18 protein-coding genes and 1 pseudogene are annotated in these 20,098 nt (G+C 55.7%); 7 read left to right on the top strand and 12 right to left on the bottom strand.

Annotated features, from left to right (window positions below):
* Window positions 1-49 precede the first annotated feature (49 nt).
* On the bottom strand, window positions 50-652 hold the full coding sequence (locus GCE01_RS00105) for a YceI family protein (RefSeq protein ID WP_099210118.1): 603 nt from the start codon (window positions 650-652) through the stop codon (window positions 50-52).
* A 39-nt stretch (window positions 653-691) separates the two neighbouring features.
* Entirely contained in the window at window positions 692-1,516 is an 825-nt protein-coding gene (locus GCE01_RS00110) for a DODA-type extradiol aromatic ring-opening family dioxygenase (protein WP_099211060.1), read from the bottom strand.
* A gap of 101 nt (window positions 1,517-1,617) precedes the next feature.
* Here GCE01_RS00110 and GCE01_RS00115 point away from each other — a divergent pair, with 101 nt between their 5' ends.
* Window positions 1,618-2,544 carry a LysR family transcriptional regulator gene (locus GCE01_RS00115; protein ID WP_099210120.1) on the top strand — a complete coding sequence of 309 codons (927 nt, stop codon included), beginning with the start codon at window positions 1,618-1,620 and terminating at the stop codon, window positions 2,542-2,544.
* Here GCE01_RS00115 and GCE01_RS00120 read toward each other — a convergent pair.
* Complete coding sequence (locus GCE01_RS00120; RefSeq protein WP_086633921.1) at window positions 2,535-2,879, bottom strand: hypothetical protein; 345 nt, start codon at window positions 2,877-2,879, stop codon at window positions 2,535-2,537. The two genes, GCE01_RS00115 and GCE01_RS00120, sit on opposite strands and share 10 nt — an antisense overlap.
* Complete coding sequence (locus GCE01_RS00125) at window positions 2,879-3,784, bottom strand: DMT family transporter (RefSeq protein WP_046899492.1); 906 nt, start codon at window positions 3,782-3,784, stop codon at window positions 2,879-2,881. Before GCE01_RS00125 ends, GCE01_RS00120 begins: the two co-directional genes overlap by 1 nt.
* A gap of 189 nt (window positions 3,785-3,973) precedes the next feature.
* On the opposite strand from GCE01_RS00125, the gene metH reads away from it, so the two are divergent.
* The 6 genes from metH to GCE01_RS00155 all read left to right on the top strand — a co-directional run bounded on the left by metH (window position 3,974) and on the right by GCE01_RS00155 (window position 11,726).
* Complete coding sequence (gene metH, locus GCE01_RS00130) at window positions 3,974-7,480, top strand: methionine synthase (RefSeq protein ID WP_099210122.1); 3,507 nt, start codon at window positions 3,974-3,976, stop codon at window positions 7,478-7,480.
* Between the two features lie 20 nt (window positions 7,481-7,500).
* Window positions 7,501-7,749: a hypothetical protein gene (locus GCE01_RS00135; RefSeq protein ID WP_099210124.1), complete on the top strand. Its 249-nt coding sequence runs from the start codon at window positions 7,501-7,503 to the stop codon at window positions 7,747-7,749.
* Window positions 7,750-7,901: 152 nt separating this feature from the next.
* Entirely contained in the window at window positions 7,902-9,320 is a 1,419-nt protein-coding gene (locus GCE01_RS00140) for an FAD-binding oxidoreductase (RefSeq protein ID WP_099211062.1), read from the top strand.
* 42 nt (window positions 9,321-9,362) lie between these two features.
* On the top strand, window positions 9,363-10,856 hold the full coding sequence (gene mqo, locus GCE01_RS00145; RefSeq protein ID WP_099210126.1) for a malate dehydrogenase (quinone): 1,494 nt from the start codon (window positions 9,363-9,365) through the stop codon (window positions 10,854-10,856).
* Window positions 10,857-10,908: 52 nt separating this feature from the next.
* Window positions 10,909-11,154: a helix-turn-helix transcriptional regulator gene (locus GCE01_RS00150; RefSeq protein WP_086633925.1), complete on the top strand. Its 246-nt coding sequence runs from the start codon at window positions 10,909-10,911 to the stop codon at window positions 11,152-11,154.
* Window positions 11,151-11,726, top strand: a complete 576-nt coding sequence (locus GCE01_RS00155) for a hypothetical protein (RefSeq protein WP_099210128.1) — start codon at window positions 11,151-11,153, stop codon at window positions 11,724-11,726. The genes GCE01_RS00150 and GCE01_RS00155 overlap by 4 nt, the downstream gene beginning before the upstream one ends.
* A gap of 97 nt (window positions 11,727-11,823) precedes the next feature.
* Here the strand turns inward: GCE01_RS00155 and glpK are convergent, their stop codons facing one another.
* From glpK to GCE01_RS00195, 8 genes and pseudogenes are all read right to left on the bottom strand, one after another.
* On the bottom strand, window positions 11,824-13,374 hold the full coding sequence (glpK, locus tag GCE01_RS00160) for a glycerol kinase GlpK (protein ID WP_099210130.1): 1,551 nt from the start codon (window positions 13,372-13,374) through the stop codon (window positions 11,824-11,826).
* A 25-nt stretch (window positions 13,375-13,399) separates the two neighbouring features.
* A complete protein-coding gene (locus GCE01_RS00165; protein WP_099211064.1) occupies window positions 13,400-14,302 on the bottom strand; it encodes an MIP/aquaporin family protein in 903 nt (300 codons plus the stop codon).
* Between the two features lie 34 nt (window positions 14,303-14,336).
* A complete protein-coding gene (glpD, locus tag GCE01_RS00170) occupies window positions 14,337-15,917 on the bottom strand; it encodes a glycerol-3-phosphate dehydrogenase (RefSeq protein ID WP_099210132.1) in 1,581 nt (526 codons plus the stop codon).
* Window positions 15,918-16,037: 120 nt separating this feature from the next.
* Window positions 16,038-16,822 (bottom strand): annotated as a pseudogene (locus GCE01_RS00175) (DeoR/GlpR family DNA-binding transcription regulator).
* Window positions 16,823-16,943: 121 nt separating this feature from the next.
* Window positions 16,944-17,258 (bottom strand): antibiotic biosynthesis monooxygenase family protein, encoded by a 315-nt coding sequence (locus tag GCE01_RS00180; protein ID WP_046899501.1) that lies wholly within the window; start codon window positions 17,256-17,258, stop codon window positions 16,944-16,946.
* Window positions 17,243-18,085: a heme ABC transporter ATP-binding protein gene (locus tag GCE01_RS00185; RefSeq protein ID WP_099210134.1), complete on the bottom strand. Its 843-nt coding sequence runs from the start codon at window positions 18,083-18,085 to the stop codon at window positions 17,243-17,245. Before GCE01_RS00185 ends, GCE01_RS00180 begins: the two co-directional genes overlap by 16 nt.
* On the bottom strand, window positions 18,082-19,101 hold the full coding sequence (locus GCE01_RS00190) for a FecCD family ABC transporter permease (protein WP_086633933.1): 1,020 nt from the start codon (window positions 19,099-19,101) through the stop codon (window positions 18,082-18,084). Before GCE01_RS00190 ends, GCE01_RS00185 begins: the two co-directional genes overlap by 4 nt.
* A gap of 5 nt (window positions 19,102-19,106) precedes the next feature.
* Window positions 19,107-20,078 carry a heme/hemin ABC transporter substrate-binding protein gene (locus GCE01_RS00195; RefSeq protein WP_244591028.1) on the bottom strand — a complete coding sequence of 324 codons (972 nt, stop codon included), beginning with the start codon at window positions 20,076-20,078 and terminating at the stop codon, window positions 19,107-19,109.
* Between the last annotated feature and the right edge of the window lie 20 nt (window positions 20,079-20,098).

A 20,098-nucleotide genomic window follows, 5' to 3' on the forward strand; every position in this document is an offset into this window, starting at 1 on the left:
ATCCGAGAAAAGGCGGGAAATATCCCGCCTTCTTTATATGAGAAAAAACTCAGGGCTGCTTTTCAAAAGCTCCGGCAATTGTCAGGCTAACGTCATCGCCGACATAGGGAACATACTTTTTGACGCCGAAGTCACTGCGATGGATTGTTCCAGTAGCCTGGAAGCCAACCGTATAGGCCTTGTCCATCGGGTTCACACCAGCGCCAACGAAGTGCACATGCAGAACAACGGGCTTCGTCGTGCCATGAAGTGTCAGATTACCACTGACAACTGCATCTTCAGCACCTACCGGGGAAACTTCCGTCGAGACGAAAGTCGCATCCGGATATTTCGTAGCGTCAAACCACTCATTGTTTTTCAGCTCATCCGTCAACACCGAGCTGGATGTCGCCACGCTGGAAACCGGGATTGTCACGGAAAGCTTCGATTTCTCCGGATGGCTGGCATCCAGCTTCAGGCTGCCACTCACGTTGGAGAACTGTCCCGAATAGTAGGAAAAACCAAAGTGCAGGACTGAAAAATTGACCTGGGTATGGCCAGCTTCAACCTTGTAAGAGCCGCTCTTCACATCAGCCGGCGCAGCGGCAAAGGCAGTAGTGGATACCGCAGCGCAAGCAAGAGCTGCAAAAGCACCAGAGAGTATTTTCTTCATGGGAAGATCTTTCTTTTTTGAATTGAAACAGAAGCAAGTTCAACCGAAGCGGAAGCCGGACAACGCCTTCCCCATGACGGTATCACTATAATCTCGGACACCCGGGTCCGTTCCTGCCGCGCCCGCCACAAACATCAATGGTAACAGATGCTCGGCCTTCGGATGGCAGTCTTGAGCAAACGGAGCTTCTGCCCATCGCGCCAGCCGGGACGAACGCTGGTCAGGCTCTTCACTTACAGACCGATAAAGCCAGTCATCGAAATGCCGGGACTGCTGGTCCGCCTCTGCGTCTGGACGCAGGAAACGTCGCAGATTGTGATACGTCATCCCCGCCCCCACCAGCAGCACGTTTTCATCTCGTAGCGGGGCCAAAGCTCTGCCGATTTCCATCACGTCCTCAGCCGTCGCATTCAACGGCAAGGAGATCTCAACGACGGGAATATCGGCCTTTTCGAACGCCAGCATGAGCGGAATGAACACTCCGTGGTCAAACCCACGATAGGCATCTCCACCACTCGCAATTCCCGCCTTTGCAAGAAGCTTCTGAATATATTCAGCAAGCTTCGGAGAGCCCGGGGCCGGATACTGGAGCTCATAAGTGTGGGCAGGAAAGCCGTAATAATCATAGATCAATTGGGGATGGGTGCCTGTTGTCACAGTAACCCGGTCAGTCTCCCAATGCCCCGACATAACAACCAAAGCAGCAGGACGCTGAGGCAACGTAGCAGCGACCCCACGCAGATGCTCCGCCATTCGATCCCAGACATCCGGCCAGTCCATGAAAAAGCAGGGACCACCCCCATGAGGAATAAAAATAGCAGGCTGGCGTTCTATCGGCCCTGTCTGCCTCGAATTATCCGTCATGAGAAACTCCGTCGTCAGTCGATCTGTCGCGAAGGTTGTCATCAAACTGCGACAACGATAATCCTGACTACAGGAAAGTCATCTGGCACCAGGAGTGTGAAGTGCTCGACCGGATTACGAGTATGCAAGCCTTCGTTCGAGTGGTGGGACAAGGAAGCTTTGCTGCTGCGGCACGGTCTCTGGGCCTATCCCAGACGATGGTGACAAAACACGTTTCAGCGCTCGAAGCTCATCTGGGCGTGGCACTTTTCCATCGCAGCACGCGCCGCCTCTCACTGACTGAACCTGGACAACTCTATCTCGATCGGTGCCAGAAACTCCTGAGCAGCCTTGAAGACATGGAGCAGGAAGTCACCGCAGGCGCAGCCGAGCCCCGTGGGCTGCTGCGCATGAATACGCCCGTATCTTTCGCCATTCGCCATGTCGCCCCTCTCCTGCCAGAGTTCAGCCAGAAATACCCTTTGGTGACAGTCGAACTGGGCGTGGATGATCGCCGCGTCGACCCTATTGCTGAAGGATGGGACTTAACTCTCAGGATCGGTCATCTGTTGCCCAGCAGCCTCAAAGCCCGGCGTCTGGCGCATATCAACTTCACGCTTTGTGCCGCCCCCTCCTATCTGGCCAAACATGGCACTCCAGCCACGGTCAGTGACCTCGAACATCACACCTGCCTCGGCTACACCCTCAGCGACCCCGTAGGCACCACACGCTGGAGTTTCGGACGCCGGGGAGAACGGACCATTCCGGTCAAAAGCAGCCTGCGCTCCAATAATGGAGACGTCCTACGCACGGCAGCATTGGCGGGCCAGGGCATTCTTTATCAGCCAACATTTATTGTCGCCGATGAACTTCAGTCAGGCCTTCTCAAACCCATCACGCTCGATACTCCCTTGCTTGAAGGGCCAGATCTGCATGCAGTGTATGTGCCCACAACGCACGTACCGCTCAAAGTCCGAGTGATGATCGATTTTCTGGCGGCACGATATGCGCCCGTTCCTCCATGGGAGCGAGCAGGTCATCAGTCCTGAAGGCGATATCTGGCTCTCACCAGCACATCCTGTTCAAGCATTTGCAGAACGTCCCGTTGCTCCTGAACACTCACAAGAACGACCACTCCGCGAATTGTCGACCTCGCCCCCGTCACATGATCCTGAAAAACTTGGGCCAAAACCATCGACAACCCCTCTCGCGAGCAGCATGAACACCCGATGCCGTGTCTCTTGCGAAATGGAGAGGGTGCCGGCAAGGACACTACGTCTGACCAGCCCTCTTCCGGTACGTCTGCTACAAGAACGACGTCTGCCCTGCGCGATGACGGCCAGTTAGAAAGATCCGTGACAACCGAGAGAAAGAGCTGAGACATCAGTTATTCAACCGACCGCTTGGCGCAGCAACAGGGTGGCGCCCCCATGTGTTTGTGACAATAACGCCAGCCATAACAATGGCACCTCCAACGAGTGTCCGGAACGTCGGAATCTCATGGGTCAGAATATAGGCCAGAACCATCGTGACAGGCGGGAGCAGATACAGCAGCGCAGCGCCCCGCGTAGCTCCCAGATGCCCAATCACAAAAGCCCAAGCAGCATATCCGATTGCGGCGGGGAAAATGCCCAGTTCCAGCACGGATGCCCGTCCCGCCCATGATGCATGAGAAAAGCTGGCCAATCCTTCTGGCAGCCATGGCAGCAGGAACAGAGCACCACTGATCAGAATATAAGCGATCGTTGTAAGAGCACCGTACCGACGGATCAGCCCTTTCTGAAGATTCGTGTAGAGCGCTCCGCAAACAGCAGCTCCGAACACGAATGTCGCACCTGAACCGAAGGACAATCCCCCGGCCTGCCCTTGGGCAATTAGAACAACACCGGCAAAACTCAGGATGGACCCAGCCCATCCCAAAAGAGACATGCGCTCACCAAGAAACGCCATGGCGATGAGCCCGGCCATAAGAGGCGCGGCACTGATAAGGAGGCTCGCGGCCCCCGCAGAGACTGTCACTTCGCCGCAGTTAAAAAAGATATTGTACAGCGTGATGCCAACTGCACCGCATCCTAGAACCTGCGGAATATCAGCTTTTTGCAGACGAGCTGGGCGTTTCCAAAGCAGCCACCCACCCGCAGCAATGGCAGCGATGGCATATCGTACGGCCGCGAGCGGGATAGGCGCAAAATCATGCAGCGCAATACGCACAACCGGATATGCGCTGGCCCAGGACAGAATGGCGACTGCTATAAAGAGTGGAAGGAAACGACCAACTGAATTTGTCATTGCTGTTCCGCGAGAAGGGATTCCCAATTCAGGGAGATGCACCACATATGACAGGCCTCGTAAAAGAAGGACAGGACAGATCCGGTTTGCCAGCAGCTTCCCTCAACCGTTATACAGGCAGGCCTCCATGCCGGGCCCAATCGCCTGGCATAATATCCTGTCCTGATTTTATTCCTGAAGAGCGCCTCAATGTCCTCACGTCCCCATCTGCTTGATGCCCTGTCAGACCAGGTTCTGCTGTGTGACGGTGGTATGGGATCGCGCGTGCAGATGCTCGATCTGGAAGTTGAGAAAGACTACTGGGGGCAGGAAAACTGCACGGAAATCCTGAATCTTTCCCGCCCTGAGCTGGTTCGTGAAATTCATCGCGGCTATTTCGAAGCTGGCGCGGATATGGTCGAGACCAACACGTTTGGTGGCTCGATCGTCACGCTTGCTGAGTTCGACCTTCAGGACCGAAGCCGCGAAATTAACCGTGTTGCTGCCACGCTGGCCCGAGAGGCGGCAGAGACCTTCTGTGACGGCCGTCATCGTTACGTCATGGGCTCCATCGGCCCGGGCACAAAACTGCCAACACTTGGCAACATCGATTATGACACACTTGAAGCCGGGCTGATTGAACAGTGCCGTGGCCTGATTGACGGCGGTGTCGATGGGTTCCTGATTGAGACGTGTCAGGACACGCTCCAGATCAAAGCTGCCGTCAACGCAGCCAAAGCCGCACGGATCGAACTCGGGTCCGACGCTCCCATTTTCGTACAGGTAACGGTTGAAACCACCGGCACCCTCCTCGTTGGACCCGACATCGCTGCGGCAGCCACAACCGTCAACGCGCTGGACGTCCCGTCTTTGGGACTGAACTGTGCCACCGGCCCGCAGGAAATGGCAGAGCACGTCCGCTGGTTGTCTGAAAACTGGCCGGGCCTGATTTCCATGCAGCCCAATGCCGGTCTCCCGGAACTGGTAGATGGTAAAACGGTCTATCCTCTCAGCCCGGACGAAATGGCTGTGTGGATGGAGCGTTTCATCCGTGAAGACGGCCTCAACCTGATTGGCGGGTGCTGTGGAACGTCCACTCCTCATATTCAGGCTCTGGACGGCATGCTGCGCCGCGTGGGTGGTAAAAAATACCGTCCTGCTCCAGTCAAGCGCAGCACGATCTGGATGCCGTCTGTATCCAGCCTCTACTCGCAGGTGCCGCTGAGGCAGGAAAACAGCTACTTCTCCATCGGCGAGCGCTGCAACGCCAACGGCTCCAAGAAATGGCGTGAACTTCAGGAAGCGGGCGACTGGGATGGCTGCGTTGCTGTTGGCCGGGAACAGGCTGCCGAGGGCTCCAATGCTCTGGACGTCTGCACGGCATTCGTTGGCCGAGACGAAGTCGCGGAGATGAACGAAGTCGTCACGCGCTTCACGTCATCCGTTAATGCGCCTCTGGTCATCGATTCAACCGAGACACCAGTCATTGAGGCCGCTCTGAAGCTGCATGGTGGCAAGCCGATCATCAACTCAATCAACTTTGAGGATGGTGAAGATCAGGCGCATGCCCGCATGAAGCTGGCAAAGAAGTTCGGCGCCGCGATGATCGCCCTGACCATTGACGAAGTGGGCATGGCCAAGACGCCAGCAGACAAACTGCGCATTGCAGAACGTCTGGTTGAGTTCGCCTGTAATCAGTATGGGCTACCCCAGTCAGACCTGATGATCGACCCGCTGACCTTCACCATCGCAACGGGCATGGAAGACGACCGTAAGCTTGGCGTCTGGACGCTTGAGGGTATTCGGATGATCCGGGATAAATTCCCTGACATCCAGATCGTGCTGGGTCTTTCGAACATTTCCTTTGGTCTGAACCCTGCGGCACGTGCAGTTCTGAATTCCGTATTTCTGGACCATGCCGTCAAAGCAGGCATGACCGGCGCGATCGTACATGTTTCAAAAATCCGTCCGCTGCATCTGATTGCACCGGAAGAAGTGAAAGTCGCGGAAGACCTGATCTTTGACCGTCGGACTGCCGATTATGATCCGCTCCAGAAGCTCCTAGAGCTTTTTGCTGGCCGAAAAGCTGCGGATGCCGTCAAGAAGCGCCGCGCTGAAACACCTGCGGAACGCCTCAAGGACCGGATTGTAGACGGGGACCGTAAAGGCATCGAGGATGATCTGGATGCCGCCATGCAGGATATGGCCCCGCTCGACATCATCAACACCGTTCTGTTGGACGGCATGAAAGTCGTGGGCGAACTTTTCGGCTCTGGCAAAATGCAGCTTCCGTTCGTGCTGCAATCTGCCGAGACCATGAAAACAGCCGTAGCCTGGCTTGAGCCGCACATGGAGCGCAAGGAAGGCCAGCATCGGGGGACGATGGTTCTTGCTACGGTGAAGGGTGACGTCCACGACATCGGCAAGAACCTTGTGGACATTATCCTGACCAATAACGGCTATCAGGTGATCAACCTCGGCATTAAAGTGCCATTGGCTGACATGATGGCTGCGGCCAAGGAACATAATGCTGACGCTATCGGCATGTCAGGGCTTCTCGTAAAATCCACCGTCATCATGCGTGAGAACCTCGCGGAGATGAAACGGCAGGGCTTCGATGTTCCCGTTATTCTTGGTGGCGCGGCTCTGACCCGAAACTACGTCGAAGAAGAATGCGCCCTGTCTTACGGAGACGGCGAGCCAGGCCGCGTCGCATATGCCAGAGATGCGTTTGATGGATTGTCCCTGATGGACAAGATCGCGCAAAAAGAGTTTGACGGCTATCTGGGAGCGATCCAGAGCCGCCGTGCCGGTAAGGCAAGCCGCAAGAATGCGCGTGCTCCGGAAAGTGCTGAAACGCGTGGCTTCGGCACAGTTGATCCTGCCGCCGCACGCGAGCGTCGCAATCGGATCTCAGGTGAACTGCCTCCTCTCACGCCGCCTTTCTGGGGCGCACGGGTTGTGGAAGCTGCGCCTAACGCCGTGCTGCCGTTCCTGAATGAGCGCTCACTCTATCAGTTCCAGTGGGGCTTCCGGAAACAGGGGCGCTCCCTTGAGGAGTTCATGGAGTATGCGAAGATGGAACTTCGCCCCGTCCTGAAGCGCATGCTGGCGCTCAGTGCGGAGCAGGAAATCCTGCGCCCGCAGGCCATCTATGGATACTGGAAAGCTGCCGGTGACGGAAACGACCTGATCCTGTTTGAAGAAGACGGCAAGACAGAAGCCGCACGCTTCACTCTGCCCCGCCAGCCAAAGGACGACGGCGAGTGCATCGCGGACTTCGTGCGTGACATCAATGATGAGCACCGCGACGTTGTTGGGCTTCAGGTTGTTACCGTTGGGCAGAAAGCATCAGACCTTGCCCGGGAATGGTTCGAGGCCAATCGCTATCAGGATTACCTCTATCTGCATGGCCTTTCGGTCGAGATGGCGGAAGCCATGGCTGAATACACCCATAAACGGATCCGTGCAGAGCTTGGTTTTGCGGCGGAAGATGATCGTGACATGGAGAAAATGCTCTCTCAGTCCTATCGTGGGTCACGCTATTCCTTCGGCTATCCTGCCTGCCCCCGCCTTGAAGATCAGGAGCCAATCCTGCGCCTTCTGGATGCCGAGCGCGTCGGGATTTCCCTGTCTGACGGGTTCCAGCTTCATCCTGAGCAGTCAACGTCTGCTCTCGTGGTGCTGAATCCGCGCGCCAAATACTTCACTGTCTGACTCAACGGAGAACCACGGTCATGGCATCACAGCAAATCGGCGGGCTTCTTGCCCAGCTTCGACTCATCAACGGTGAACGTGGCTTCTTCGCCAACTTTTTTGGCCTCTTCTGCGTCGCCTGTCTTTTGGGACTGGCCAACATGTTCAGCCGCTCTGTCCTGCACGCAGATATGGGATGGCTGCTTAAACCACTCATGGTGGTCATGGCCCTGTATTTCTTTCTTCCCTACCTCCTGTTGCTCATCATTGACAGACGCAGCACCAACTAACGTTCATTCATCCTACACTTCCAAAAAGACGCCCCAACATGGGGCGTTTTTCTTATCTGCGCTCCGTGAGCGCGCAGCATATAGATTGTCTTTCCAGCTATCGGAATTATAATAATTTTACAAAATTGAATATTTTTCATTTCGGATATTCCATGACAGTTCTTTCCCCCTCCGCAGAAGAACGCCTCCACACTGTTCTCTCCCGGCTTGAAACACTGCTGGGCAGCCGGATCAGCAGGGCCCCTTCTGTGCTGGAAGAACATAGTCATGGTGAAGCCATGGAATCAGCTCGCCTGCCCGGAGCTGTCATCTTCGCTGAAAGCACGGACGATGTTTCAACCGTTCTGAAGGAATGTCATGCCTCCCGCGTTCCTTTAGTCGCGTTTGGTGCTGGCACTTCTGTTGAAGGGCATGTCACACCGCCAGAACACGCCATCAGCCTCGATCTCTCCCGTATGACCGGCATTGTGGAGATGAACCCGGAAGATCTGGACTGCCGTGTACAGGCTGGTCTCACCCGACAGGCTCTCAACACACAGATCCGCGATACCGGACTTTTCTTCCCCGTCGATCCAGGCGGTGAAGCCACTCTAGGCGGCATGTGCGCGACCCGCGCTTCCGGAACGGCAGCCGTGCGCTACGGCACGATGAAGGAAAACGTGCTGGGTCTGACTGTCGTGCTTGCAACAGGCGAAGTGATCCGAACCGGAGGGCGCGTCCGCAAATCTTCCACCGGTTATGATCTGACGTCCCTCTTCATCGGCTCTGAAGGCACGCTCGGGATTATTACGGAAATCCAGCTCAAGCTGCATGGCCGCCCTGACACCCTCTCCGCTGCAGTTTGCCAATTTGAATCTTTGAACGATGCTGTTCAGACTGCAATGGAAATCATCCAATGCGGCATTCCGATTAACCGTGTGGAATTAATGGATAGTGTTCAGATGGATGCATCCATCCGATACTCCAAACTGACCGGCTATCGCCCTCTTACAACATTATTTTTTGAATTTGCGGGCGCGCCTGCTGCCGTACAGGAACAGGTTACAGCGACCCAGGAGATTGCTCTCGCAAACAATGGGCTTGGTTTTGCCTGGGCCGAAAGCGCGGAAGACCGGGCACGTCTGTGGAAAGCGCGCCATGATGCCTACTGGGCCGCAAAGGCCATCGATCCAACCGCCCGGGTCATCTCAACAGACTGCATTGTTCCAATCTCACGACTGGGGGAACTGATTGCCGGTGTCTCAAGCGACATTGCCGCATCCGGTCTGAGAGCCCCGCTTCTGGGCCACGTCGGAGACGGAAATTTCCATACGCTTATCATCACCGAACACTCCCCGGAAGGGTATGCTCAAGCCCTGGATCTGGACAGGAAAATTGTCGGTCGGGCGCTGGCTCTCGGGGGTTCCTGTAGTGGCGAGCACGGTGTTGGACTGGGGAAACTGGAGTTTTTGGCTCAGGAGCACGGTGAAGGCTCACTCGGCGTCATGCGTGCACTGAAGAATACGATGGACCCTCACCATATTCTCAATCCGGGAAAGCTGCTTCCCAACGGGCCCGTTTATCGGGGATAACACCACCCTTCTGATATTCTGCTTTTACGGACCCTGCCTGCAATGTCTTCAGCTTCTGCCGCGTTCCCGGATGTCGTTCTGATTGGAGGCGGCATCATGAGCGCAACTTTCGCCGCCCTCCTGAAAGAACTGTCCCCCGAACTCTCCATTACGCTGTTTGAAACACTGGAACAGTGTGGGCAGGAAAGTTCAAAGGCCTGGAACAATGCCGGGACCGGACACGCAGGAAACTGTGAACTGAATTACACGCCGCAGCGTGCAGATGGCAGTGTGGATATTTCCAAGGCTCTGGCGGTCAACACCGAGTTCGATATCTCCCGCCAGCTCTGGGCGCACTGGGTGCGGACGGGCCGCATTGCAGATCCGAGCACGTTCATTCACGCCTGCCCTCATGTCAGTCTTGTCTGGGGTGAAGCTGACGTTGCTTTTCTTAAAGCGCGCTACACCGCCATGGCTGGCCACCACTGCTTTGACGGGATGGAATATAGCGAAGACCCTGCTGTTATCGCGAACTGGGCCCCTCTTGCGATGGAAGGTCGGGATCTGTCTATTCCTGTGGCGGCCACCCGCATTAAAAGCGGGACGGATGTCGATTTCGGGGCTTTGACCAGAAGCCTTCTCTCTGGCTTGCAGACCGCCCCCGGCTTCCACAGCTTTTATCGTCATCGCGTGACGGACCTGACCAAAACAACCGATGGTCGTTGGCGTGTCACTGCCGTCAATATGCAAACGGGGGCGCACAGGACTGTCCTGACGCGGTTTGTCTTTATCGGCGCAGGTGGTGCAGCACTGCCCCTCCTTCAGAAATCCGGTATTCCTGAAGCACGCCGATACGCAGGCTTCCCAGTGAGCGGCTTGTGGCTGCAATGCACCAACCCTGCCATCACGCAGCACCATCATGCGAAAGTTTATGGAAAAGCGCCCGTCGGATCTCCCCCAATGTCTGTCCCACATCTGGATACGCGGGTGATCGACGGGAAATCCTGCCTTCTTTTTGGTCCGTATGCGGGTTTTTCCACCAAATTTCTCAAGAGCGGCTCCTGGAGGGACTATTTCCACTCCTTGAACAGCAGCAACATCATTCCCGCCATGACCGCAGGCAAAGATAATCTGTCGCTCCTGAACTATCTGGTGCGCGAAGTAACACAGAGCAACCACAAGCGCTTCCAGTCGCTTCTGAACTTCTATCCTCAGGCTGATGAAAGCCAGTGGACGAAAATTGTGGCTGGGCAGCGTGTTCAGATCATCAAGCCGGACAAAGGCCTTCATGGTGTCCTGCGCTTCGGCACAGAGCTGGTCCGCAGTTCCGATCAATCGCTTGTTGCAATTCTCGGTGCATCGCCGGGCGCATCCATCGCAGCGTCAGTAGCTCTGCAAGTCGTGGAAAAATGCTTTCCTCAGAAGATTTCTTCAAATGAGTGGCTGCCACGTCTTAAAGTGATTTTTCCCGCCTATGGGGTGGATCTGAAACAGAACGCTACCCTTTGCCGCGAATTACGTACGAACACCGCTGCTACCTTGAATATTGATGCCTGAGTGCGTCTAAAATTGTAGAAAAGCATCTATCCGTTGTGTATACACAACATTGATGCATAACCGTATTGCTCTTTTCCGGGCTGAACGAGGTCTTTCGCGTAAAGACCTCGCTGAAGCCGTAAAGGTTAACCCCCAGACGATCGGCTATCTGGAACGCGGCGATTACAAACCCAGTCTGGAACTCGCGATGAAGATCTGTGCGGTTCTGGAAGCAGAGGTCGAAATGGTTTTCTCTCTGACGCCATTTGATTCACTTGTCGAACAGATGCGCGCGCGCATGGAGGCTGGAAAACAGTGACATTCTCTCCTCGCCCCACTGACAAATTTTTCAGCGTCATGGACAATGTAGCCAATATCATTGGCCGTCCTGTTTTCTGGCTTGGGGGACTGTTTCCAGACGGGACACCCGTGTCACCGACAAGCACAATTCCCCTCTGGAAACCTGTCACGATTGCAGTCTGCGCGACCATACTTTTTCTAAGCGCAATATTCCTGCTGAGCCCCGGCTGGATGATGTCAGTATTCTTCATCAGCGGAACGTTTCTTTTAAATATTTGCGCCCGGATAAAACTGCAGCATCCTTTATACAGACTGAGTGCCTGGGACAGGGATGAACGAGAGCAACAAACCATCCTGACATGCCGAAACTCTGCCCTCGTCGTGATGAGTGCAGGAACTGTCATCATGCCTCTGTTACTGGCTTTTACGCTCATTCATGACCAGTTTCAGCTGAGCCAACTGAAAACAATCAGCCTCATTACTCAAGCTTTCCTGTGCCTGAATTATCTTGTGACCCTCGCGTCGGCAGCACAAATTGGCACATTGGCCTGGCTGGAACGCGATCAGCCATCGTCACCGGATGCCGCCTGAAATTCCAATTTTTCCTGGCAAGCCCATAAACATAAAAGAGGCCGGCCTTCGTCCCCCGACGAATAGACCGGCCATATCAAGCAGACCTGAAGAGCGGTCAGGCTGCCTGAACTGTATCAACCTTTGGCTTGCTGGCGCGCACTGGCGCAGCACTCGCCGCATGCGGCGTTAGGGTGCGCTGAACTGCATTCTGCCAGCCGTCCAGCATGATGCGACGCTGTGCAGGATCCATACGCGGAGAGAACAGACGCTCCTGAGCCCACGTTGCCGCAACTTCTTCCAGGCTACCCCAAACACCAACATACAACCCGGCAAGGAAAGCAGCGCCAACGGCCGTGGTCTCAACGTTTACAGGGCGCTCCACATCGGCCTTGAGCATGCTGGCGAGGAACTGGGCAAACCAGTCGTTAGCGGCCATGCCACCGTCAATACGCAACGTCTTGGCCCGCATTGCACCGTCCTGACGCATGGCGTGAACGAGGTCATAGGTCTGGTATGCAACAGATTCCAGCATCGCACGGGCAATGTGTGCCTGCGTCGAGCCCAGCGTGAGACCACAGATCATGCCGCGTGCTTCAGGATCCCAATGTGGCGCACCAAGCCCAACAAAAGCTGGCACCATGTAAACGCCATGGCTGTCCGGAATACGGGTTGCCATATCATCGGTCTGAGACGCATGCGTGATCAGTTGCAGACCGTCACGCAGCCACTTGATGCCGGCGCCTGCCACGAAGATGGATCCTTCGAGAGCATAGGTCGTCTTGTTGCCAATCCGGTAACCAATGGTCGTCAGCAGACGGTTATTGGACTGAATTGGCTTCTCGCCTGTGTTCAGGAGCATGAAGCAGCCCGTACCATAGGTCGCTTTCGCCATGCCTTCTTCAAAGCAGGCCTGCCCGATCAGAGCAGCATGCTGATCACCCGCCATACCACCGATCACGATAGATTCACCAAACAGGTCAGGCTCTGTTTTGCCGAACAGACCGCTGTTGTCCTGGACTTCAGGCAGAAGCGCACGAGGCACATTGAACAGATTCAGCAGTTCATCATCCCACTGAAGGGTGTGAATGTTGAACAGTGAGGTGCGGCAGGCATTCGTGATGTCTGTTGCATGGCGTTTGCCACCCGTCAGACGCCACAGAAGGAAGCTGTCGATCGTGCCCGCGGCCAGTTCCCCTGCTTCGGCGCGCTTGCGGGCACCTGCAACGTTATCAAGAAGCCAGGCAATCTTGCTTGCTGAGAAATATGGGTCCAGCAGAAGGCCCGTCTTATCACGAACAATTTCTTCGGCGCCCTGCTCACGCAGGCGATTGCATTCCTGAGCCGTCCGGCGATCCTGCCAGACAAGCGCATTATGAATGGGCTTGCCGGTCTTGCGATCCCAGACCACGACTGTTTCGCGCTGGTTGGTAATGCCGATCGCAGCAATCCGCCCAACACCACCAGCCGTGGAAATCGCTTCACGCGCCGTCACGAGAACATCTTCCCAAATATCTTCCACGTCATGCTCGACCCAACCCAGCTCAGGATAGTGCTGGGGGAATTCGCTACGTGAAATGGACACGGCGCGGGCATTGCTGTCGAAAACAATACTGCGGGTCGATGTCGTGCCCTGATCGATCGCGAGAATGTAGTCTTTCTTTGCCATGCTACTTACTCCGGAAACGGACAGATCAAGAGACCTTGTCGATGACGGGACCTGTCGAGGCAGGTACGGAAGGGTTCGAAACGACGAGCACAGGCTCGGCTAGGTTTAGCGCTTCAGATGGTGACACAGATGCTACCACAGAAATCCGAGGCATGAAGGGGCGAAGACCATACTGGTAAATCGCGGCACCAATCGGACCACCGACCATTGGCGCTGCAATTGGCACCCACCAGTAGTTGGACGGAGCCGGAATGGCAGCCTGCCCCCACCCTGCAAAGAAGCAGAACAGGCGTGGACCAAAGTCACGAGCCGGATTGATGGCCCAGGCTTCCAGATATCCGGCAGACGCACCGATGATTGCAACCAAAAGACCAATGATCAGCGCACCGGAATTCGCCTGCGGAGCCTGCGTATTGTACTGGCAGGTTACGGCGAAAATACCAAACACCAGAACACCGGTCAGAACAGCCTCATCCCAGAACGCATGAGCGACACTGATGAAATCGCCCGGATGCGTGAAGAACACACCAGCAGAGCCACCATCCAGCGCACGCGTCAGGCCGTGCGCAGCATTGTAGTGGTCAATGACCGGCACATAGAGCGAGTACACGAGTGCAGCGCCCGCCAGACCACCCAGAACCTGAGCACCGATATAGGGTACAACCTTCTTCCATGAGAACCCACGGAAGAGCGCAAGTGAGAGCGTCACAGCCGGGTTGGCGTGCGTGCCGCTGACTGCCCCGGTCGCGTAAATCGCAACCGTAACGGACAGTCCCCAGACGATACAGACGCCCCAGTACGCCGTCTTGTACGGGCTGGGATCGTAAAGCGAATACATGGCAGCGACGCCATCTCCGAAGAGAATGATGATGGCGACAGCAAAGAACTCAGCAAGGAGTTCACCAAGGTAGCGTTTATTCTCTGACATGACCGGATGTCCGACATGAGAATTGAAGGAAAGATCAGGCGACGTCCTGCCGCCATGTTCCGGAGGTCTCGGAGCCAGCCGAACGTTCTGTTCCGGCACGCTCCTCGATATAGGTCTGGAGTGCGGCTTTCTCGGCATCGGTCATGAACAGACCCAGCTTCGAGCGGCGCCACAGCACGTCCTGCGCAGACCGTGCCCATTCGTTGTCGATCAGATAATCGACTTCGCGCGCACTCAGTGTCTTGCCGAACCACTGCCCCATATCGGCTTCTGCCTGCGTAGCGATATCAAACGCCCGCAAACCGTAATTCCGCATGAGCCGCCACGCTGTGTAAGGGGCCAGATGAGGCGCATACGCCTGCAGCTTCGCCACCTGGCGGTCAAAATCAGCCGGTGCAAAATCACCACCAGGCAGTGGCGTCTCAGCAGTCCAGGATGGACCGCCCAGCACAGGAAGATGTGGAACCAGCTTCTCAAGTGCATGCTCGGCCAGCTTGCGGAACGTTGTGATCTTGCCGCCAAAAACAGACAGGATCGGTGCACCAGACGCATCAACATCCAGCACGTAGTCACGCGTTACAGCGGAGGCATTACCAGAGTTGTCGTCATAAAGCGGACGAACACCGGCATACGTCCAGACCACATCATCCGGGCTGACTGACTTTTGGAAATAGCGGCTGACGCTTTCGCAAAGATACTTGATTTCATCTGCCGAGATTTCAACCTTGCCAGGGTCCTGCTCCCAGGGAACGTCCGTCGTGCCGATGAGCGTGAAATCCTGCTCGTATGGGATCGCGAACACAATCCGCTTGTCCGGATTTTGCAGGATATAAGCCTGCTTGCTCTCGAACAGGCGCGGCACCACAATGTGGCTTCCCTTGACGAGACGCACCTTGTTACGGCTCTGCACGCCAACACGATCCTGAAGAAGCTCTGCGACCCATGGTCCAGCTGCATTCACAATGGTCTTGGCCTGAACCGTCCGTTCTTCACCACTGTCGCGGTCAAGAAGCGTTGCGGTCCAGAGCTGTGGCCCGCGCTCCGCTTTCACAAGTTTGGTACGCGTGTTGATGGAGGCCCCCAGACGGGTGGCATCCATGGCATTGAGCACAACCAGACGGCTATCCTGGACCCAGCCATCGGAATATTCGAACCCACGCACATATTCGCTCTTGAGCGGGCGCCCTGTCACATCCGTACGGAAGTTCACCGCGCGCGTTTTCGGCAACGTCATGGTCGTGCAGAGGTGATCGTACAGGAACAGGCCTGTCCGTAGCAGCCAGGCAGGACGCAGCATCTTGGAGTGCGGCAGAACAAAACGCATCGGCCAGATGATGTGCGGCGCAATCTTTAACAGACGCTCACGCTCAATCAGGGCCTCGCGCACCAGCCGGAACTCGTAATATTCCAGATACCGCAGACCACCGTGGATCAGCTTGGTGCTGGCAGAAGACGTATGGCTTGCAAGGTCATCCTGCTCGACGAGGATGACCTTCGCACCACGGCCTGCGACATCTCGGGCAATGCCGCAGCCGTTGATGCCCCCACCGACCACAAGCACGTCATAAGGCGCGCTTTGCGGACTTGAAGGCGAAACTTCACGAATCGATGACATAACAATCTCCTGCCACCACGCTCCAAAACGAGCATCTGATGTTCGTTTTCGCGCATATTGAACGATAAAGTAAAGAGGGATCTTCGGTTTATAACAGATTAGTGTTCTTTTTTTCGCGCACTACTGTGATGTTTGAGCGATATGTAGCGTCACGTTTGCCGCTTCCAGAAGCGCCTGGAACGCGTCCGAGACGGGTCGATCGGTAATCAGATCATCAAATCTGCCAGTCCACCCACGCGCCCCATGGGCTGCCGACTGAATTTTGTATGATCTGCCAGCAGCAGAACGCGGCGAGAATTTCGGATAATCGTACGAGCACACTGAATTTCATTCAGGTCAAAATCCAGCAATGTCCCGTCATCTGCGATACCGCTGATGCCGATGACGCCGAACTCTGTCCGAAAAGAATCCAAGGTCTCAATCGCAGCAGCGCCCAGAATTGCCCCGTCCTTGGGACGGAGCTCTCCCGCTGCGATCACGGTTCTAAAATCAGGTCTTCCGGAAATAAGAGACGCAACATGGAGGTTGTTAGTCACGACCCGCAGGTCACGATGCCCACCAAGAGACCGGGCGAAAGCCTCGGTTGTGGTACCAATATTAATAAACAGGGACGAACGGTCAGGAATAAGAGACGCCGCGCAATGGCCAATCGCATCCTTGGCCTTCAGGTTCAGAATCTGCCGTTCATTGTAGGCGATATTTTCAATGGTGGAGTTCGGTGTTGCTCCACCATGATGTCGGGTCAGAAGCCCCTGCTCTGCCAGAAATCCAATATCCCGCCGAATGGTTTGAACCGCCACATCGAACTGCTGTGCCATGTCCTCGTTCGACACATAGCCCTGACTGCGAACCAGTCGGATGATCTGTTCCTGCCGAGGGTTGATCCTGATGGTGGGGTTGCTCATGCACACTGACCTGAAATGATTTCCAGGACAGTGTGACAACACGAACAAAAACGCGCAATCACGAACTTTGTCAGCGACAGAACCCGTGACGCTTTTTAATCACCCCACCATTAAAGACATTTCAGATTTCGATATTCTGAAGAACCTTGAAGCCTTCAAAGACTGGCGGCCCCACGGTCAGCACTTTGCCTTGTCCGGCGCCAGCATGAGCAGCACGGAACTGCTCAGACTGTGTCCAACCAACAAAGGCCTCATAAGATTCCCAGACCGTATGAGACGCATAAAGAACATGATCTTCTTTGGCTGGTCCCTGCAGGAATTGAAAACTGACAAATCCTGGAACGGTCTTCAGCAGGACTTCCCGCTCCAGCCAGCGCTGCCGAAAAGCGTCTTCACTATCAGGCCGCACCTTGAAGCGGTTCATTGCAATATACATGGTGTCTCTCTCTTATTGATATCTTCCGGCATGACGAGATCATGCGGAACAACGAACGGACGCCCCGTGCTGCAATGTTGATGAATGCAGCCATCAGGAATTCCAAAAACGTCGTGGAGGAGTTCAGAAGTCAGGATGTCACGGGGGAGACCGTGTGACTGTATCCGCCCCTGATGCATAACGACGATACGATCGGCACAGGCCGCAGCCCAGTTCAGATCATGCAGGACCAGCAACACGCTTCCGCCATGCGCGGCATGCATCTTTGCAATCTGAAGAATGAGGCGCTGCCGTGCCATATCCTGTGCGGACAAAGGTTCATCCAGCAACAGACAGCCGGGCGCACCGTTCCGGGCTGCGGCCTCAAGCTGTGCCAGCACTCGCGCAAGGTGAACGCGCTGCCTTTCTCCGCCGGATAGCGTCATAATGTCGCGTTCCATGAACGATGACAGCCCGACGCGATCCAGCGTGTCCTGTGCAATCGCAACACGTTCAGCCATCGGGCGCCCCTGCCCGGAAATCGCAGTCCCCATGAGAACCAGTTCCAGCGCCGTGAAGCGCGCTCGCATCGGACATTCCTGGGGCAAGAGCGCCCGGCGGCGAGAAAGTTCGCCCGCAGAAAGCGATCCAATTTTTGAGCCATCAAAGCGGATCTCACCGCCATGCAGCGGCATCAAGCCGCATGCAAGCTTCAGGAGCGTACTTTTGCCCGCGCCGTTAGGCCCTACAACAGCAACGATTTCTCCGGCCGCGAGCGCCAGATCAAGATTGTGAACAATCTCACGACCACCCGCTCTGGCTGAGGCGTTCTGAATTTCCAGTGTCATGATGGAATGTCCGCTCCATGAATACGGCTCAAGAGCCAGACAAAGACCGGGGTGCCGAGTGCTGCGGTAATTATGCCAACAGGCAGTTCCGCAGGAGCCGCGACCAGTCTGGCAATCGTATCAGCCGCAGTGAGAAGAATAGCCCCAAGAAGAGCGCTCCCAGGCAGAACCAGACGGTGGTCTGGACCGGTGACCAACCTCACAAGATGAGGAACCACAACGCCAACAAACCCAATGGCGCCTACAAACGCGACTACCGGCCCAACGGACGCAGCCACCCCCAGCATTGCGAGCCGTTTTGTCCGCTCGACAGGATACCCCATCAAAGCAGCATCCGCTTCACCAAGAAGCATGGCGTTCAGAGGAACAGCGAGACGTGTCGCAATCACGCCTGCAAGGACAAGAAATGGCGAGAGCAGGCCAATACGTTCCCAATTTGCCCCTGAGAAACTTCCAAGAGTCCAGAACGTCAGATCTCGCAGCGCCGTGTCGTTGGCGCGAAAAATGAGAATGCCCGTCAATGCGCCAGAAAAAGCTCCGAATGCGACACCAGCCAACAGAACAGTCGTGACAGAGGTGATGCCAGCGCGGGTCGCAAAGACGTAAAGAAGGAGCGTGACGAGAAAGCTGCCCAGCATTCCAGCCAAAGGCACGGCCCAACCGTTTAGAAACCCTGACTGAGCCATATCAACGCCCAGTACGATGACGCATGAAGCAGCTAGAGCCGCCCCGGAAGATACGCCAATCAACCCCGGATCAGCCAATGGATTCCGAAAAAGCCCCTGCATCGTTGCACCCGCAGCCCCTAAAGCTGCACCTGCCATGGCGGCGAGCACGACACGTGGCGCACGAATATGCGCGATCACCATCCAGGCCAGGTTTCTGGTCGCAACGTCCGGTGCGTGCAGGAGCGTACCAATGCCTGCCCCGCTCGCACCAACCTCGACTGCGACTAGCATGACAAGAATTAGCAGCGGCAGAAGCGATAGTAAGATCCAGCCCGCATGCACGCGCATTGCCCTCACGCAGGATGCTCCGCTTTCGCCATTAGTCGTGCCAGATCCAGCGCCGCTTCGGGCGTTCTCGGACCAAATCCCAGAAGGCGCTCCCCTTCCATTTCCACAATGGCTTTTTTCTGCCCCGCTGGCGTCAAACCAAATCCGGGATCACTCAAGAGAGCTTTGCGGATATCCTCGCCCCCCTGGTTCATTGTGAGAATGATATCGGGCTTCAGGGTTACAAGGGATTCCGTGTTCAGAAGCTTGTAGCCCTGCAGATCTGCTCCAACATTGACGCCTCCTGCAAGTCGGATAACGGCATCGGCAGCCGTGCCACGCCCCGCCGCGAGCGGACGGTTATTCGTCATTCGCATAATAAACAGGACACGCGGTGACGCAGCATGTGTGTCGCGCCAGTCTTTAAGAGCAGAAAACTTCTGCTGAATATCCTGAGCAAGCTGCGTGCCCGCCTGCTCACGGTTCACAACTTTTGCCAGAAACTGCGTCCGGCCAATAATAGCGTCGGGCGAAGGCGTTGAATCTACGAACACGATAGGAATACCAGACGCCACCAACTGAGACATGGCATCGGCCGGGCCTGCTGCGTCCATCGCAAGAATGAGATCCGGCTTTACGGATAACACCCCTTCCGAGGAGATGGCTCGCATATAGCCCAGAGATTTTTTATCTTTCAGTGCGGCTTCCGGCCAGGTCGAAGTCGTATCAACGGCGACAATTTGATCGGCTGCTCCAAGACGATAAAGCGTCTCGGTGATTGTTCCCCCAATGCAGGCAATTCTGGAAGCGGCTCCCAGAACAACCTGACGACCGCGACTGTCCGTCACCGTCCGGGTTGCTGCATGCAGGCAGGATGGCGTCAAAGCACTGGCACAAACCAATGCAAGAAAATAGCGGCGTTCCAATCCTGATTTATCCATCGCCCCCTGCCCTTCTCGTATCGGCAGACATTCGCCGCCGAAAAAATACGATATCATGCAATCAAAAGTCATTCTCA

Origin of the sequence: Gluconobacter cerinus, from assembly GCF_002723935.1 — a bacterium.
Taxonomy (GTDB): Bacteria; Pseudomonadota; Alphaproteobacteria; order Acetobacterales; family Acetobacteraceae; genus Gluconobacter; species Gluconobacter cerinus.

Bases quoted from the DNA above. Each gene is read 5' to 3' on its own strand.
- GCE01_RS00190 (WP_086633933.1), bottom strand. From the start codon at position 19,101: ATGCGCGTGCATGCGGGCTGGATCTTACTATCGCTTCTGCCGCTGCTA.
- metH (WP_099210122.1), top strand. From the start codon at position 3,974: ATGTCCTCACGTCCCCATCTGCTTGATGCCCTGTCAGACCAGGTTCTG.
- GCE01_RS00150 (WP_086633925.1), top strand. From the start codon at position 10,909: ATGCATAACCGTATTGCTCTTTTCCGGGCTGAACGAGGTCTTTCGCGT.
- GCE01_RS00125 (WP_046899492.1), bottom strand. From the start codon at position 3,784: ATGACAAATTCAGTTGGTCGTTTCCTTCCACTCTTTATAGCAGTCGCC.
- GCE01_RS00120 (WP_086633921.1), bottom strand. From the start codon at position 2,879: ATGTCTCAGCTCTTTCTCTCGGTTGTCACGGATCTTTCTAACTGGCCG.
- GCE01_RS00195 (WP_244591028.1), bottom strand. From the start codon at position 20,078: ATGATATCGTATTTTTTCGGCGGCGAATGTCTGCCGATACGAGAAGGG.
- GCE01_RS00105 (WP_099210118.1), bottom strand. From the start codon at position 652: ATGAAGAAAATACTCTCTGGTGCTTTTGCAGCTCTTGCTTGCGCTGCG.
- GCE01_RS00140 (WP_099211062.1), top strand. From the start codon at position 7,902: ATGACAGTTCTTTCCCCCTCCGCAGAAGAACGCCTCCACACTGTTCTC.
- GCE01_RS00135 (WP_099210124.1), top strand. From the start codon at position 7,501: ATGGCATCACAGCAAATCGGCGGGCTTCTTGCCCAGCTTCGACTCATC.
- glpK (WP_099210130.1), bottom strand. From the start codon at position 13,374: ATGGCAAAGAAAGACTACATTCTCGCGATCGATCAGGGCACGACATCG.
- mqo (WP_099210126.1), top strand. From the start codon at position 9,363: ATGTCTTCAGCTTCTGCCGCGTTCCCGGATGTCGTTCTGATTGGAGGC.
- glpD (WP_099210132.1), bottom strand. From the start codon at position 15,917: ATGTCATCGATTCGTGAAGTTTCGCCTTCAAGTCCGCAAAGCGCGCCT.
- GCE01_RS00165 (WP_099211064.1), bottom strand. From the start codon at position 14,302: ATGTCAGAGAATAAACGCTACCTTGGTGAACTCCTTGCTGAGTTCTTT.
- GCE01_RS00185 (WP_099210134.1), bottom strand. From the start codon at position 18,085: ATGACACTGGAAATTCAGAACGCCTCAGCCAGAGCGGGTGGTCGTGAG.
- GCE01_RS00110 (WP_099211060.1), bottom strand. From the start codon at position 1,516: ATGACGGATAATTCGAGGCAGACAGGGCCGATAGAACGCCAGCCTGCT.
- GCE01_RS00180 (WP_046899501.1), bottom strand. From the start codon at position 17,258: ATGTATATTGCAATGAACCGCTTCAAGGTGCGGCCTGATAGTGAAGAC.